Genomic DNA, 14844 nt, shown 5'->3' on the forward strand with positions numbered 1-14844 from the left:
AGGCATGTCCCCATCTTCCCACGGCAGCCGCACCACCATCGCGGCGATCGCTACCCCGCCGGGTACCGGCGCTGTTTCCCTGATCCGGATTTCCGGTCCGGAAGCCATCGCCGTGGCGGACCGCGCCACCCGGGGAAAGGCATCCACCGCCACACCCCGGACCGCATGCTACTGCCGCGTGTATGACGGGAAGGAATCCATCGACGACGGCCTGCTGACGGTGTTCCGCGGTTCCCACGGGTTCACCGGGGAGGACAGCGTGGAGTTCACCGGCCACGGCGGCATGCTGGTCACCCGCGAGGTGCTCGCGTGCTTCCTGAATGCCGGGGCGATCCATGCCGGACCAGGGGAGTTCACCCAGCGGGCGTTCCTCAACGGCAAGCTGGACCTCACCCAGGCGGAAGGGGTGATGGATCTCATTTCCGCCCAGACGCGGCTCTCCCTGCGCGCCGCGCGCAGCCAGCTCGAAGGGACGCTCGGCAGGCGCACCACGGAGGCACGTGACTCCCTGCTGGAGACGCTGGCCCACCTCGAGGCATGGATCGACTTTCCGGAAGAGGACATCGATCCGCAGACGGGCCGCGTCCTCCGCGACCGCATCACCGCCGTTCTGGACACCGTGCGGTCCCTGCTGGCCACCGCGGACCAGGGACGCGTGCTCCGCGAAGGAGTCCGCACGGTGATCTTCGGGGAGCCGAACGTCGGCAAATCCAGTCTGCTCAACCGCCTGCTCGGCTTCGAACGGGCCATCGTCAGCGACATCGCAGGAACAACGCGCGACACCATCGAGGAAACCATCAACCTCCATGGACTCCCCATCCGCCTCATCGACACGGCGGGGGTCCGTGAATCCGACGACCGGATCGAAGCGGAGGGCATCCAGCGCACCGTCCGCCAGATCGAAGCGGCGGATCTCCTGTTGGAAGTGGCCGATGGGAGCCAGCCGAAGCCTGGCCGCGGCATCCTCCCGCATACGGAAGCAAAACACCTGCTGATCCTGAACAAGACGGATCTCGGAGAGCATCCCTCATGGCAGGGCACCTCCGCCGTCCGTCTTTCCTGCTCCACGGGGGGAGGCTTCGACGAACTTTCAGAATCCATCCGCAGCGCCCTCCACTTCGCCGACGCGGACTGGGGGGACCACGCCATCGCCATCAACGCCCGTCATCAGTCCAGCCTCCACACCGCCCGGGTCGCGCTGGAAGCCGCCCTCACCCTGCTGGATGACACCTCGAATGACGTCGAATTGGCCGCGATCGACCTGCGCGAAGCCCTGGACGCGCTCGGAGAGATCCCCGGCAAGGTCGATACCGAGGACCTTCTGGGCGTGATCTTCAGCACCTTCTGCATCGGCAAATGAACATCGTCATCCTCACCGGAGCGGGGGTTTCCGCGGAGTCAGGACTGCAGACCTTCCGCGGAGCGGACGGGCTGTGGGAGGGACACCGCGTGGAGGACGTGGCCACCCCGGATGCTTTCGGGCGGAATCCGGAACTGGTCCAGCGGTTCTACAATGAGCGCCGCGCCCGGTTGCTGGACGGCACCGTCCACCCGAATCCGGCCCACCTCGCGCTGGCCCGGCTGGAGCGTGAATATCCCGGCCAGGTCCTGCTCATCACCCAGAACATCGACGACCTGCACGACCGCGCCGGTTCGAAAAATCTCCTCCACCTTCACGGTGAGCTCCTGAAATGCCGCTGCGTGGTCTGCGCCCATACCGGGGAAGTCCGCACGGATCTCACCGCCCGGTCCATCTGCCCGGAATGCGACTCCACGGGCACCCTGCGACCGGACATCGTCTGGTTCGGGGAAATGCCCTACCATCTGGATGAAATCTCCGCCGCGCTCCAGCGGGCGGATCTTTTCGTGTCCATCGGCACCTCCGGCTCGGTTTATCCCGCCGCGGGCTTCGTCGCCATGGCCGCCAGGAACCAGGCCAGCACCCTGGAGCTGAATCTGGAGGCAACCAGCCGAGAGTTCCGCGACCGCCGCATGGGCCCGGCCAGCGAGGTGGTGCCGCTGTGGGTGGCCGAGGTACTCGGGAAATAGCCTTCCGGATCATCAATCCCCGATCTCCCCGAGGATCCTGGCGGACTCGAAATCAAAGGCCGTCAGCTCCAACCGGACGGTGGTGCCGGGCTGGAACACGGCCTTGCTGTCGGTGAGTGGTTTCGAAAGGTGGGCCATGATGATTTTCCCATTCGGAAGTTCCGCACGGTAGAGGATTTCGTTGAGCTGGCTCAAAATTTTACCGGCGGCGTGGATGGTCGGATCTGGCATGGCAGGCGTGTTCCCGGGGATAGTCACTCCATCCGCCACCGTCAGACAAGACCGGACGCGGGAACTTGTGGGAAACACCTGGCTTCCTTGCCAATGAGCCTGCTTGACGACGGCGAAACAAAGCCCATGATTGCACCAAGTCCGTTTGCCGATCCGACGGGCCACCCCGAACTCCCGTCCGCTTCTCCGCCATGACATCCCGCATTCTCCACGCTCTGCCGGCGCTCGCCACCCTCACCCTTTTCTCCTGCTATCCTTACCCGGAGCCGCCTCCGCACCACCAGCGTCCGCAGCGGGATGCCACCATCACCGATGCGGAGCAACAGAAGATCAAAGACCAGCGCGACCGCATGAAGGACGCGCAGGAGCGTGACAGGGAGGCCATGACCGATGGCACCCCAACCGATCCTGGCACCACGCCGAAGCCACCGGAGAGAAAGCCGACGAATGTCCCGACCGCCCAGCCGGTCCCAGGCAAGGAAGGCTTCGTCTTCAGCCCGTTCAACAACAAGGTCATCGACGTCCGCGACATGCCCAGCGGCACCCTCGTCGCCGACCCGACCTATCCAGCCTCGGAGAAAAAGCATTTCCGGGTTCCCTGAACCGCGTCTTTTCCCGGTCAACCTATTCCAGGAAAGCCAACCGGGTCCGGCACTGGACCCGGTTTTTCGTTCCGATGAGAGACGATTTCACGAATGTCACGATCCTAGGCGGAGGGCTGCTCGGCGGCTCCCTCGCCCTTGCTCTTCCCAAACCCGGCGGCGTGCCGCGGGTGAAGCTGTGGGTCCGCCGGGCGGAAACCGCGGCGGAAGCGGAAGCCGCTGGCATCACGGAGGTGACCTGTGATCTGGCGGAGGCCGTGGCGGAGGCGGATCTCATCATCCTGGCCGTGCCGGTCGGTGTCATGCCCGGGCTGGTATCCGCCGCTGTGGAATCCGGCCTCCGGGAGGGCTGCCTCATCACGGATGTGGGCAGCGTGAAACAATTCCCCCACCAGGCGATCACCCCTCTGCTGGCCGGGACGGGTGTCCATTTCATCGGCAGCCATCCCATGGCCGGATCGGAGAAAACCGGCATCACCGCCGCCGACGCCGATCTTTTCAGGAACGCCGCCTGTATCCTGACCAATGACGATCATGTCGCAGGCTCGGAAGCCGCGGCGCTGGACCGCTTCTGGCAGTCGCTCGGCTGCCGCACCGCGTGGATGAGCGCGGAGGTCCATGACGCGCTGGTCGCCCGGATCAGCCATCTGCCTCACATCATTTCCGCCAGCGGCGCCCGCATCTCCCTCCAGGATCCTGCGGAGGGACGTTTCGGTGGTGGCGGGCTGCGCGACACCACGCGTGTGGCGGGAGGAAATCCGGACATGTGGGCGGAAATTCTCATCGAGAACCGCAGGGCCATCGCCGCACCGCTCCGCGAAACCATCGAGGATCTCCGTGAAATCCTTGCCAGCCTCGAAAACGGCGAACAAGAAAGCGTCCGCCAATGGCTCACCACCGCCAAGGAACGGCGGGATCTCTACCAATCACCCATCACCTGACCAGCGCCCACATGTCGTCGGAATTCCGAGTCAAAGCCATCACCCGCCTCCATGCAGAATTCAGCGTGCCCGGCGACAAGAGCATGTCCCACCGGGCCGCCATCCTCGGCGGGCTTTCCAACGGCTCCTGCACGATCCGGAATTTCCTCCCCAGTGAGGACTGCGTGAACACGCTCAACGCGATGAAGTCGCTGGGCGCCAACTACGAGGTGCTGGAAGCGCTGGAAGGCTACGGTCCGGTGGATCTGGTGATCCACGGCCAGTCCGGCAAACTCAGCGCGCCCGCCGCCCCCATCGACTGCGGGAATTCCGGCACCGGCATGCGCCTGCTCGCCGGACTGCTGGCCGGCCAGCCATTCACCACTGAGCTTTTCGGGGATGCCTCCCTTTCCGGCCGCCCGATGGGCCGCATCACCGTGCCTCTCGGCCAGATGGGCGCGAACATCGAGACCAAGGGTGAAAAGCCCGGCTGCGCCCCTCTGCTGATCCATGGAGCGAAGCTCACCCCCATCGACTATGACATGCCGGTGGCCAGCGCCCAGGTGAAGAGCGCCGTCCTGCTGGCCGGTCTGTTCGCGGATGGAACGACCTCCGTCACCCAGCCTGCGGAAACGCGGGACCACACGGAGCGCATGCTGACTTCCTTCCGCGTCAGCACGAAGCACGAGGGCAACACCATCTCCATCTACGGCGGCCAGGTGCCGGAGGCCACGGACTTCATCGTTCCAGGTGACATTTCCAGCGCCGCCTTCTGGCTCGTCGCGGCGGCCGCCATCCCCGGCTCCCGCCTGGTCATCAAGAACGTGGGACTCAACCCCACCCGCACCGCCATCCTCAAGGTGCTCTCCCGCATGGGCGCGCACATGATCGACGTGCTGCATGAGACCCACGGCGAACCCATCGGCAATGTCGAGATCCACGGTGCGGAACTGCATGGCACGACCATTTTCCCGGAGGAAGTGCCGAACCTCATCGACGAGATCCCGGTCATCGCCGTCGCCGCCGCGCTCGCGGAAGGCCGGACGATCATCCGCAACGCGAAGGAACTCCGCGTGAAGGAAACCGACCGCATCACCACGGTGGTGGACAACCTCCGGGCCATGGGCGCGAATGTCACCGAGTTCGAGGACGGCATGGAGATCGAGGGCGGCGCGCCGCTCCACGGTGCGACCATCGACAGCTTCGGCGACCACCGGATCGCCATGGCATTCGCCATCGCCGGCCTGTTCGCCTCCGGCGAGACGGTCATCCGCAACGTCGAGTGTGTGAACACATCCTACCCGGGCTTCGCCCACCACCTTGACGCCATCCGCCGGGAGAAATCCGCCCCGGAAGACTTCAACCTGCCCACCGTTTCCAAGTGAGCGCGCCCCACACCCACTTCGCCATCGCACTGGACGGCCCCGCCGCCTCCGGCAAAAGCACCCTTGCCAAGAATCTCGCCGCAAGGCTGGGCCTGGTGATGGTGAACTCAGGCGCGATGTACCGTGCCGTGACCTGGAAGGCGCTGAAGGAAAACATCTCCCCCTCGGACAACGGCGCCGTCGTGGAGATGCTCGGCCGGATCACCATCACCACCGGGGTGAAGGAGAACCTTTCCACCATCGAGATCGACGGTGAGGACCCCGGCGACGCGCTCAGGAGTGAGGAAGTGAACGCGAACGTCTCCGCCATTTCCGCCATCCCGGAAGTGCGCGTGCTGCTGGTCAACCTCCAGCGCGACTACCTGCAGGGCCACAGCATCGTGATGGAAGGCCGGGACATCGGCTCCGTGGTGTTCCCGGACACGCCCTACAAGATCTATGTGGACGCGGCTGAGCATGTGCGCGCCGCCCGCCGCAGCCAGGTGGGTGAGATCGACTCCGTCGCCGCCCGGGACGCCGCGGACAGCAAGCGCAACACCTCCCCTCTCGTCATCGCGGAAGGGGCCACGGTCCTGGACACGTCCGACCACACCATCGAAAGCGGCGTGGACGCCGCCATCGACATCCTCCGCCAACAAGGCCTTCCCCTTTCCCGACCATGATGAGGTGGATCTACTGGCTGGGCTGGATGTCGTTCGGCGCCGCATTCCGGACCATCTTCGGGATGAGGGTCATCGGCGGGGAAAATCTGATCACGGAAGGTCCGGTTCTCGTGGCCTCCAACCACCAGAGCTTCCTCGATCCGCCGTTGATCGGGAACCTCTACAAGACGGAGATGGTCTTCCTGGCGCGCAAATCCCTCTTCAAAGGACCCGCAACCTGGGTCTATCCCCAATGGAACGCCATTCCCGTGGACCAGGACCGGCCGGACATGGCCAGTCTGAAGACCATCATCCGCAAGCTGAAGGAAGGCCACCGCGTGCTGGTGTTCCCGGAAGGCGCGCGGACGATGGACGGAAGCCTCGGTGAGGCAGCCCCGGGCATCGGCCTCATTGCCGCGAAGTCGGGAGCACCCATCCAGCCGGTCAGGATCAGCGGTGCCCGTGAGGCCCTGCCGCGTGGTTCAGGCCGCATCCGCTTCGCCCGGATCACAGTGACCATCGGCAAACCGATCCACCTGACTCCGGAAGAGCTGAAAGCGGCATCCGGCAAGCAGGGCTATGATGATCTGGCCAAGAGGATCATGGCCTCCATCGGCGAGCTCTGAAGCCTTCCGACCGGAAGATCCCGGAAGATAAGGCAGCCCCGAGAGGACAGTGCCGTTCATCTGCGGTGGGTCATCCCCGCATTCCGTGGCATCACGCCTTCTTGTTCATTGGACACTTTTTCTGGCTCATCACGGCTATTCCCGATTCATATCCGATGAATAAAACAGAAGTCATGATTTTCTTACTGCACAGTATGTCTCATCCCGAAATCCGCATGAACACCGGTCGTTTTCCTCACATATGGAAAGCAAAAAAGCCGCCCCTTGCGGAGCGGCTGCATTAGGATTCAGATGGCGGGTGGATCGCCCGGCATCATAACAGGAATCAGAGGTCGGATTTGAGGGCCTGGAACTTGGCCTTCAGTTTGGCGAGATCAGCCTCAGCCTTGTCGATCTGGTTGGCGAGAGCGGACAACGCGTTGAGCTTCGAGGAGAAGCTTCCGCCCTTGCCACCTTTGACGGATGCGCCCTTACGGCCGCGCTTCGCGCCGGAAGAAGCGCCGGATTTCAGCCAACTGGCGATGGTAAGCTGGGAGATGCCATACTTCTTCGAGGCAGCGCTCTGACCGCCACGGCCATTGTCGTCATTATACTTTTGGACGAAGCCGAGGATATCGTTCTTCTCCTCGTCGGTATATCGCTTCCCTTTCGGGGCTTTCTTGGTGGATGTGCTCATCGGGGCGGAACCTAACTTGGACTTTCGGGCGCGCAAGTTAAATTGTGACATTTGTTTTGATATTATTTCACCATTGCGCTGCGACACCACCCCCTCCAGGAGACGGATGACCCGTCTATCAGATAGTTTTTCGATCCAATGTTCGGAGCCGGCCTTCACCAATGGGCGGGCCACCACCCCACCGAATCCGAAGAACAGATCCACATCCTGCTTTGTCTCCAGATCGGAAATGCCATCTCCCATCATCGCTGTTTTCGCGGGCAACAGAGCGGCTTTCCACTCGCGGATGATCTCATTCTTCCCGAGATTCCGCGTGGTGGGGTAGTCCGTTCCATATCCGGCGTATTTCCCTTTTCCGTCGAGATGGAGGGGAACCGCCTCGACATGCTCGATCCCCAGGTGGTCGGCGAGAGGCTTGATGAGAGGGGCAAACCCTCCGGAAACGATGACAGGCAGCCAGTTGTTCTTTTTCAACCACTTGATGAGACCCACCGCTCCCGGCATCATGGTGCTGATATACTGGGCCGCCACCGCATCGCAGGTCTTCCTGTCCGGCCGGATGATCTCCATCCGGCGCGGGAAAACCTCATCCAGCGGGATGGCTCCGTTCATCGCGGCATCCGTCAGCGCGACGACCTGCGCATACACTTTCGCCCCTCTGGCGCGCGCCAGTTCATCGATGCCTTCGATCGATGACAGCGTGGAATCGCAGTCGAAGAACATGATATTCGGCCCATTCCGTTCCGGAGGATGAATGAAAACCCGGTCACCGACCGACACCATTTCAAACAACTCCTCCATCTCCGCGTTCCTCAACCTGACACAGCCCCAACTGGCCGGCCGGCCGATCAGATTCTCATGGTTGGTCCCATGGATATAGATGAAACGCTCCATGGTGTTGGCGTTCTCCGGGTCCAGGCCTTCCAGGCGGATGATACGTGTGAGCACCAGATCCTCGTTCTTTTGGGTGCCCTTCTTCCAGATTCCGACAGGGACCCTCTGTTTGAAGATGGTATGGCGCTTCCGGTCCCCTCCGATCATCTCGGAAATGCGGAACCGGCCGACCGGAGTGCGGTAGCTGCCCTCCCGGAAGCCGACACCCTTTGCCGCCGTGGAGACGGCGAAGCTGCGGAGCAGCCCGCTTTTGTCGAATACATCGAGCTTCTGCCCGTCGATCGAGACCTCTAGATGAATGGATTTGCTCATGGAGAAATTACCAGCAGGGAGTTGTGCCCGCCCATGCCGTGGGACAGCTTGAACACCGGACCGCCCGCGTCAACCGGCATGCGCGGCATGGAAAAACCGGGAGGAACAGTGAGGTGGTCCGCATTCGGCGGCAACTGGCCGTCCCTCAGGAAGCGGGTGAGGATCACACTCTCCAGCAAGCCGCTCGCACCGATGGTGTGGCCGATGAAGGGCTTCAGCGGATGGAGCGACGGCCGCCGCCCTTCCGGAAAGACCCGGTTGAGGATCACCGGATCCGCCCTTCCTTGGACGGCGGTGCCGGTGGCATGGGGAGATATGGCATGGCAGCCACCCACATCATCCAGCGCCTTCAACAACAGCGGGATCGTATTACCTCCGTCCTTTGGAATGCCCACGGGATCGGCAGCATCCGAGTTTGAAGCGTGATAGACCAATGAGGGTCCGGAGTCATACCCTGCTTCAAACGCCATGGCAGCGGCACCCTCACCGGGAACGAATCCATGGCTTTCCGGATGATAAGGATCCGGCTGGAACGCAGATGAGAGAAGGCCGGACGCGGCATAGTTGTCCAGCAGCAGCGGCACCAAGGGCAGATCCACCGCCACGGCGAGCGCCCGCCGGGCGAGGCCGCATTTCAACATCATCATCGCAACGCCGACGGCATCCAGCCCGGCGGCACAGCCGCTGGCGGTCACATGGTTCGGCCCGGTGATGCCCAGCTCGATGGAGATGGCGCTGGCGGGCTCGCTGTGGATGGTGTTGCTCGCGGCCATCAGTTTGAACGGCCTGCGTCCGGGCCACGGACCCAGCCACCCGGCGGCATTTCCCCTGCTGGTACCGACGACCAGGGCGGCATCCCGCAGATCCTCCGCAGTCCATCCGGCGTCCCTCACGGCCTCACGGGCCACGTGCAGGGCGGCCATGGTGGCGGGGCTCCATTTCCGGTGGATGAGCAGCTCCCTTCCGCGGATCCATGCAGCGGGCAGGGCGGCGTGCGGACTATCCTCTCCCAGCAACTCCCCCAGCCTCCTGAAAGGATTCCGACGGGCGAGGATCCCCTGATGAAGCGCGGGGACATCCTCCCCCAAGGCTGAAAGGGCACCCAGCCCGGTGATGGAAAAACGTGTGTTGATGCGCCCGCAGTAGCAGAGTGCCACCGCTTTTCAACCGCCAACGCATAAAGACCTTGCCCGGAAATGTGGTCCGTCCAGACTCGGGGCGGCAGCCGGGATGCTTCCCGCGGCGGATTCCTTCATGAGCACGGTTCTGGAAACAATCGATGGCGGCACCCGCTATCTGGAAAAACGGGGAATCGACGACGCGCGCAGGAACATGCAGATGCTCGTGGCCAGACAACTGGGCTGCACCCGCATGGACCTCTACCTCCAGTTCGACCGACCGCTGATGGAGAGCGATCTGGCCCCACTGCGCGAGAATCTGAAGAAGCGAGGCGAGGGCATCCCCCTCCAGCACCTGCTCGGCCAGGTGTTCTTCCACCGCAACGAATTCATCTGCGACTCCCGCGGCCTCATACCCCGACCGGAGACGGAGGAACTGGTGGAGTGGATCCTGCGCTGGGACCTGCCGGAAAAACTGGATGTCCTGGACGTGGGCTGCGGCTCCGGTGTTCTGGGACTGTCACTGGCGGCCGCCCGGCCCGGATGGCAGGTCACCTTGGCGGACATCTCCGAAGACGCCCTCTCCCTCACCCGTGAGAACGCCGCCGCGCTGGAGCTGGCCAACGTCTCCACCATCCACAGCGACCTTTTTTCCAACATTCCCGGCACCTTCGGCGGCATCGCGGCCAATCTGCCCTACGTCCCGGAGACGGAGCGCCCCACTTTGACCACCGAAGTGATGCACGACCCGGCGCTCGCCCTTTTCGGCGGGCCGGACGGGCTGGATGTGATCCGCCGCTTCATCCCGGACGCCTACCGACGCCTGAAGCCCGGTGGCTGGCTGGTTTTGGAAATCGGCCACGATCAGGCTTCACAGGTCGCCGGTTTTCTCGAAAAGTCCGGCTTCTCCCGCATCGAAGTGAAAAGCGACCTTTCCGGTATCCCGCGTTTTCCCCTCGCATGGAGGGACTGATTTCCTTTCCCACCACTTTCCCACTTTACCCAACCCATGGATAAACTCGTCGTCCACGGCGGTGCCACGCTCCGCGGCGCCATCAACATCTCCGGCTCGAAGAATGCTTCCCTGCCGATCCTGGCCGCCACCCTGCTGACGGAGGGTGAGTGCATCATCCGCCGCGTGCCGGATGTCTCCGACACCAACTACATGGTGCAGATCCTCAGCGCGCTGGGTTCCGACGTGGAGCGTTCTTCCGGCACCGTCCGCATCAGTTGCGCGGACATTTCCGATGAGGCTCCTTACGAACTGGTCCGCCGGATGCGCGCATCCATCTGCGTGATGGGGCCGCTGCTCGCGCGGAAGCGGCGTGCCGTGGTCTCCCTGCCCGGCGGCTGCGTCATCGGTGACCGACCGGTGGACCTCCACCTGCGGGGGCTGGAGGCTCTCGGCGCGAAAGTCGAGTTCGAGGGCGGCAACATCATCCTCACCGCACCGGACGGCCTGCGCGGCGCGGAGATCGACCTGCGCGGCACCCATGGTCCGACCGTTCTGGGCACGGACAACGTGATGATGGCGGCGACCCTCGCGGAAGGCATCACCGTCATCGAGTCCGCCGCCGCCGAGCCGGAAGTGCTGGACCTTGCGAATTTCCTCAATGCCATGGGTGCGAAGATCCAGGGCGCCGGCACCCGACGCATCGTGATCGAAGGCGTGAAGGAGCTGAAAGGTGTGGAGCACACCGTCATCCCGGACCGGATCGAGGCAGGGACCTTCATGGCCGCCGCCGCGCTGGCCGGTGAGGAGGTCCGCCTGCGCCGGATCTGCCGGGAGCACATGAAAGCCATCACGGAAGCGATCGTGAAATCCGGCCACCGCATCGACTTCAACGAGGCCGGGGACGAATGCGTCATCCACCGGAATCCGGAGACAACCGGCTGTGACATCGTCACCGCCCCCTACCCCGGCTACCCGACTGACATGCAGGCGCAGATGACCGCGCTGCTGGCCACCACCCCCGGCATCAGCGTCATCAAGGACACCATCTTCCCGCAGCGCTTCATGCACTGCTCCGAGCTGAAGCGGATGGGAGCGGACATCAAGGTGGACGGCGGCACCGCCATCGTCCGCGGCGTCGCCCAGCTCTCCGCGGCACCCGTCATGGCGTCCGACCTCCGCGCCTCCGCCGCGCTGGTCCTCGCCGCCCTGAAGGCGAAGGGCAGCACGGAAATCAGCCGCCTCTACCACATCGACCGTGGCTACGAGCATATCGACGAAAAGCTCCTCATGCTGGGAGCGAATGTCGAGCGGGTGAAGGACCGCTGAGAAGGCGCTACATCACGCGCCGGGCAGTGGTGGGGGGATTTCCCCGGGACGCCTCGACGGCAGGAGCAGGACAAGCGCCAGCGCCAGCACCTGCGACGCCGCCAGGCCGACCATGATGCCCATTCCCATGTTGCCGGTTACGTTCGGGCCGGAAGGAGCCAATGCCAACTGGGCTTCCTCGTGGACTACCACGCTGTCATCGTCCAACTCACGGGAAACCTTTTCGGTCACGTACTTCAACTTCAGGGATTGCAGCAGCTCCAGCTCTGATTCGAACTCCCGCTTTCTGGCGACGTATTCCTCGGTATCGACGCCGCCTCCTCCGACCTGCGGCTTGGGAGTCACGCCTTCGTGATGGTGAAGCAGTGTTTTGGTCCTCACGACCGCTGCCAGTGCCTTTCTCCGCTCCTCGACCTTGCCTTCCTGTTCCCGGACTGCTTCCGAAAGAGCCTTCGACGCGCTTTCCGACTTTCCGGTGTCACGAGAGCTTCGCTGTTTCCGGTACTGGTCGATGACCGCAACGACAATGTCCCTAGCATCCTCACGGTTGACGTGGCGGGCACGGATGGACACCAGGTCCGTCCCGCGTAGTTGCTCCACCGTGAGGGAGCGCTCCACGATCACGGCGGCGTCCGGCGCAGGCATGGCCCACCTCTTGTCCAGGTCCAGTTGCTTCACCGCCGCCAACAGCACGCCCTGGCTTTTCATCAGGGCCATCTCGCGTTCCAAGAACTTGGGATCCCTTTCCGGGGATGGTGAACCAGGATCAAATGGCGACAGGATGATTCCCGGAGGTTTGATTTCGACCACTGCCTGCGAATCGAAGGTCTTCGGCTGCACGTAGGTGACCACGCTTGCAACCATCACACCTACGAACAGTCCCGCAACAGCGAGGACAGGGAACAACCACCACCAGCGTTTCATCCGGCGTTTATGGAAAGAAACCCTGGTGGGACGCAAGTCAACTTACTAACACAAAGTGGAATCAACATCACTTCCCCGCCTGCTTCGCCCAGGAGTCCTTGAGGGCGACGGTGCGGTTGAAGACCGCTTTTACGCCCGGACGGTGTTCCTTCAGGTCCGTGACGAAGTAACCCACGCGCTCGAACTGGCAGTTGAAACCGGCGGGTGCCTCGGCAAGTGAAGGCTCGATCTTCGCGGTGACCGTCTTGAGGGAATCCGGGTTGATGACGGTGAGGAAACCACCGTCGGCATCGTCCGGGGACTCCACACTGAAGAGGCGGTCGTAGATGCGCACTTCCGCATCCGCACCGGTGGCGGCGTCCACCCAATGGATGGCGGCGCGGCATTCCACGCCTTCCGGCGCGTCCGCACCAACCGTGCCGGGCAGGATCTCCGCACGGATGAGGGAGACGTTGCCGGCGGCATCCTTTTCAAAGGAAGTGCAGCGGATGATGTGGCCGCCGCGCAGACGGACATGGCGGCCCGGCCCGAGGCGGAAGAACTTCTTCGGCGGGTCCTCCATGAAGTCCTCACGCTCGATCCACACCTCGCCGGAAATCGGCACATCACGCGCGCCCAGTTCCGGGTTCTGCGGATGGTTCGGGATCTCCACGATTGCCAGCGGCTCCGCGGACCAGTTCTCCAGCACGACCTTCACCGGATCCAACACGGCCATGCGGCGTTGCGCGGAGGCGTTGAGATGGTCCCGCACGTCGAACTCCAGCAAAGCGACGTCGGTGGTGCCGTTGAACTTGGTGATGCCCACACGCTTGCAGAAATGGCGCACCGCTTCCGGCGGGTAGCCGCGGCGGCGGATGCCGGAAATGGTGGGCAGGCGCGGATCATCCCAGCCGGAGACGCGGTTCTCCTGCACCAGTTGCAGCAGCTTGCGCTTGCTCATCACGGTGTAGGTCAGGTTGAGGCGCGCGAACTCGATCTGGCGCGGCTTCGACGGCACCGGGCAGTTGTCGATGAACCAGTCGTAGAGCGGGCGGTGGTTCTCGAATTCCAGGGTGCAGAGCGAATGGGTGATGTGCTCCAGCGCGTCCTCCAGCGGATGCGCGAAGTCATACATCGGGTAGATGCACCAGGCGTCCCCCGTGTTGTGATGGTGGGAATGGAGGATGCGGTAAAGCACCGGATCCCGCAGGTTCATGTTGGGCGACGCCAGGTCGATCTTCGCGCGCAGGACTTTTTCCCCTTCCTTGAACTCTCCCGCCTTCATCCGCGCGAACAGGTCGAGGTTTTCCTCCACCGTGCGGTCACGGAATGGCGAAGGCGTGCCGGGCACGTTCACGTTGCCACGGCTGTGCTTCATCTCCTCCGCCGTCTGGTCATCGACATACGCCTTGCCCTCCCGGATAAGGTGAACGGCGCAGTCATGGAAGAAGCCGAAGTAGTTGCTGGCGAAATAAAGGCCCTCACCCCAGTCGAAGCCGAGCCACTTCACATCCTCCTTGATGCTCTCCACATACTCGGTCTCCTCCTTCTCCGGGTTCGTGTCGTCAAAGCGGAGGTTGCACTGCGCCTTCACGCCCTCGTTCTCCAGCGCGATGCCGAAGTTCAGGCAGATGGACTTCGCGTGGCCGATGTGCAGGTAGCCATTCGGCTCCGGCGGGAAGCGGGTGATGACGGTGGAATGTTTTCCGGTGGCCAGGTCATCTGCGATGATGTCCCGGATGAAATCGGATTTGGAAGGTTCTGACATGGGAAATGAGAAATTGGATATTTGTTTCAGAGTTCCTCTTCAGTGAGAGAAACCAGTTTCATCAGACTGCGGAGCAGACCGATCTTGAGATCCTGATTGCCGTGAATGGGAATGACCAATCTTTCCATCCTGCCATCCATGACATACACGTGATGGCTGCCGTTGATTCGGGCAAGTCTCCACCCCCGTTCTTCGGCCAGCTTCGCCAGGTGCTTCCCGGAAACGGACTTCATACGGCAATCTCGAGAATACGGCCTTCGGCAGGTCGGCCTTCAGGTTCCGCAGCCATCAGCCATCCAGCTATGGCCTCCTGAATGTTCTCTTCCAGCTCCTGCAGGGTTTCACCTTGGGTGAAACATCCGGGCAGGGCAGGAACTTCCGCCCAAAATCCGCCTTCTTCAGCTTCATGGATGATGGCCTTCAGAGTCATGGGAGAAG

The 14844-nt window shown here is 63.0% G+C and carries 16 protein-coding genes; 9 read left to right on the plus strand and 7 right to left on the minus strand.

The features are described 5' to 3' along the window. The first annotated feature begins 4 nt into the window (after positions 1–4). The gene (gene mnmE / locus OVA24_RS14875) at positions 5–1360 is read left to right on the plus strand and encodes a tRNA uridine-5-carboxymethylaminomethyl(34) synthesis GTPase MnmE (protein WP_267670698.1); all 1356 of its coding nucleotides are present in this window, start codon (positions 5–7) and stop codon (positions 1358–1360) included. Then, a complete protein-coding gene (locus OVA24_RS14880) occupies positions 1357–2049 on the plus strand; it encodes an NAD-dependent deacylase (RefSeq protein WP_267670699.1) in 693 nt (230 codons plus the stop codon). Before mnmE ends, OVA24_RS14880 begins: the two co-directional genes overlap by 4 nt. A gap of 12 nt (positions 2050–2061) precedes the next feature. On the opposite strand, the gene OVA24_RS14885 is transcribed toward OVA24_RS14880, so the two are convergent. Further along, positions 2062–2280 carry a S1 domain-containing protein gene (locus tag OVA24_RS14885; RefSeq protein ID WP_267670700.1) on the minus strand — a complete coding sequence of 73 codons (219 nt, stop codon included), beginning with the start codon at positions 2278–2280 and terminating at the stop codon, positions 2062–2064. A gap of 191 nt (positions 2281–2471) precedes the next feature. Here OVA24_RS14885 and OVA24_RS14890 point away from each other — a divergent pair, with 191 nt between their 5' ends. The 5 genes from OVA24_RS14890 to OVA24_RS14910 all read left to right on the plus strand — a co-directional run bounded on the left by OVA24_RS14890 (position 2472) and on the right by OVA24_RS14910 (position 6454). After that, positions 2472–2882 (plus strand): hypothetical protein, encoded by a 411-nt coding sequence (locus tag OVA24_RS14890; RefSeq protein WP_267670701.1) that lies wholly within the window; start codon positions 2472–2474, stop codon positions 2880–2882. Between the two features lie 74 nt (positions 2883–2956). Continuing rightward, positions 2957–3823, plus strand: coding sequence for a prephenate dehydrogenase (locus OVA24_RS14895; protein ID WP_267670702.1), 867 nt, complete (start codon positions 2957–2959; stop codon positions 3821–3823). A gap of 11 nt (positions 3824–3834) precedes the next feature. Then, positions 3835–5187, plus strand: coding sequence for a 3-phosphoshikimate 1-carboxyvinyltransferase (gene aroA / locus OVA24_RS14900; RefSeq protein ID WP_267670703.1), 1353 nt, complete (start codon positions 3835–3837; stop codon positions 5185–5187). Further along, positions 5184–5849, plus strand: coding sequence for a (d)CMP kinase (gene cmk, locus OVA24_RS14905; RefSeq protein ID WP_267670704.1), 666 nt, complete (start codon positions 5184–5186; stop codon positions 5847–5849). Before aroA ends, cmk begins: the two co-directional genes overlap by 4 nt. Next, a complete protein-coding gene (locus tag OVA24_RS14910; protein WP_267670705.1) occupies positions 5846–6454 on the plus strand; it encodes a lysophospholipid acyltransferase family protein in 609 nt (202 codons plus the stop codon). Before cmk ends, OVA24_RS14910 begins: the two co-directional genes overlap by 4 nt. Positions 6455–6779: 325 nt before the next feature. Here the strand turns inward: OVA24_RS14910 and OVA24_RS14915 are convergent, their stop codons facing one another. Both OVA24_RS14915 and OVA24_RS14920 read right to left on the minus strand, forming a co-directional pair. Continuing rightward, entirely contained in the window at positions 6780–8336 is a 1557-nt protein-coding gene (locus OVA24_RS14915) for an HAD-IB family phosphatase (protein WP_267670706.1), read from the minus strand. After that, a complete protein-coding gene (locus OVA24_RS14920; protein WP_267670707.1) occupies positions 8333–9493 on the minus strand; it encodes a beta-ketoacyl synthase N-terminal-like domain-containing protein in 1161 nt (386 codons plus the stop codon). The genes OVA24_RS14915 and OVA24_RS14920 overlap by 4 nt, the downstream gene beginning before the upstream one ends. 97 nt (positions 9494–9590) lie before the next feature. Here OVA24_RS14920 and prmC point away from each other — a divergent pair, with 97 nt between their 5' ends. Next, positions 9591–10427 carry a peptide chain release factor N(5)-glutamine methyltransferase gene (gene prmC / locus OVA24_RS14925; RefSeq protein WP_267670708.1) on the plus strand — a complete coding sequence of 279 codons (837 nt, stop codon included), beginning with the start codon at positions 9591–9593 and terminating at the stop codon, positions 10425–10427. A gap of 36 nt (positions 10428–10463) precedes the next feature. Beyond that, on the plus strand, positions 10464–11735 hold the full coding sequence (murA, locus tag OVA24_RS14930) for a UDP-N-acetylglucosamine 1-carboxyvinyltransferase (RefSeq protein ID WP_267670709.1): 1272 nt from the start codon (positions 10464–10466) through the stop codon (positions 11733–11735). Positions 11736–11747: 12 nt separating this feature from the next. On the opposite strand, the gene OVA24_RS14935 is transcribed toward murA, so the two are convergent. From OVA24_RS14935 to OVA24_RS14950, 4 genes are all read right to left on the minus strand, one after another. Next, complete coding sequence (locus OVA24_RS14935) at positions 11748–12659, minus strand: GumC domain-containing protein (protein ID WP_267670711.1); 912 nt, start codon at positions 12657–12659, stop codon at positions 11748–11750. A gap of 67 nt (positions 12660–12726) precedes the next feature. Further along, positions 12727–14406 (minus strand): glutamine--tRNA ligase/YqeY domain fusion protein, encoded by a 1680-nt coding sequence (locus tag OVA24_RS14940; protein ID WP_267670712.1) that lies wholly within the window; start codon positions 14404–14406, stop codon positions 12727–12729. A 26-nt stretch (positions 14407–14432) separates the two neighbouring features. Beyond that, positions 14433–14639, minus strand: a complete 207-nt coding sequence (locus OVA24_RS14945; protein WP_267670713.1) for a type II toxin-antitoxin system HicA family toxin — start codon at positions 14637–14639, stop codon at positions 14433–14435. Then, positions 14636–14836 carry a type II toxin-antitoxin system HicB family antitoxin gene (locus OVA24_RS14950; RefSeq protein WP_267670714.1) on the minus strand — a complete coding sequence of 67 codons (201 nt, stop codon included), beginning with the start codon at positions 14834–14836 and terminating at the stop codon, positions 14636–14638. Before OVA24_RS14950 ends, OVA24_RS14945 begins: the two co-directional genes overlap by 4 nt. Positions 14837–14844 lie beyond the last annotated feature (8 nt).

This window comes from Luteolibacter sp. SL250 (assembly GCF_026625605.1).
In the GTDB taxonomy this organism is placed as follows: Bacteria; Verrucomicrobiota; Verrucomicrobiia; order Verrucomicrobiales; family Akkermansiaceae; genus Luteolibacter.

Excerpts from the sequence above, each read along its gene's own strand:
- mnmE (WP_267670698.1), top strand. The coding sequence starts at position 5 with ATGTCCCCATCTTCCCACGGCAGCCGCACCACCATCGCGGCGATCGCT.
- OVA24_RS14880 (WP_267670699.1), top strand. The coding sequence starts at position 1,357 with ATGAACATCGTCATCCTCACCGGAGCGGGGGTTTCCGCGGAGTCAGGA.
- OVA24_RS14885 (WP_267670700.1), bottom strand. The coding sequence starts at position 2,280 with ATGCCAGATCCGACCATCCACGCCGCCGGTAAAATTTTGAGCCAGCTC.
- OVA24_RS14890 (WP_267670701.1), top strand. The coding sequence starts at position 2,472 with ATGACATCCCGCATTCTCCACGCTCTGCCGGCGCTCGCCACCCTCACC.
- OVA24_RS14895 (WP_267670702.1), top strand. The coding sequence starts at position 2,957 with ATGAGAGACGATTTCACGAATGTCACGATCCTAGGCGGAGGGCTGCTC.
- aroA (WP_267670703.1), top strand. The coding sequence starts at position 3,835 with ATGTCGTCGGAATTCCGAGTCAAAGCCATCACCCGCCTCCATGCAGAA.
- OVA24_RS14910 (WP_267670705.1), top strand. The coding sequence starts at position 5,846 with ATGATGAGGTGGATCTACTGGCTGGGCTGGATGTCGTTCGGCGCCGCA.
- OVA24_RS14915 (WP_267670706.1), bottom strand. The coding sequence starts at position 8,336 with ATGAGCAAATCCATTCATCTAGAGGTCTCGATCGACGGGCAGAAGCTC.
- prmC (WP_267670708.1), top strand. The coding sequence starts at position 9,591 with ATGAGCACGGTTCTGGAAACAATCGATGGCGGCACCCGCTATCTGGAA.
- murA (WP_267670709.1), top strand. The coding sequence starts at position 10,464 with ATGGATAAACTCGTCGTCCACGGCGGTGCCACGCTCCGCGGCGCCATC.
- OVA24_RS14935 (WP_267670711.1), bottom strand. The coding sequence starts at position 12,659 with ATGAAACGCTGGTGGTGGTTGTTCCCTGTCCTCGCTGTTGCGGGACTG.
- OVA24_RS14940 (WP_267670712.1), bottom strand. The coding sequence starts at position 14,406 with ATGTCAGAACCTTCCAAATCCGATTTCATCCGGGACATCATCGCAGAT.
- OVA24_RS14945 (WP_267670713.1), bottom strand. The coding sequence starts at position 14,639 with ATGAAGTCCGTTTCCGGGAAGCACCTGGCGAAGCTGGCCGAAGAACGG.
- OVA24_RS14950 (WP_267670714.1), bottom strand. The coding sequence starts at position 14,836 with ATGACTCTGAAGGCCATCATCCATGAAGCTGAAGAAGGCGGATTTTGG.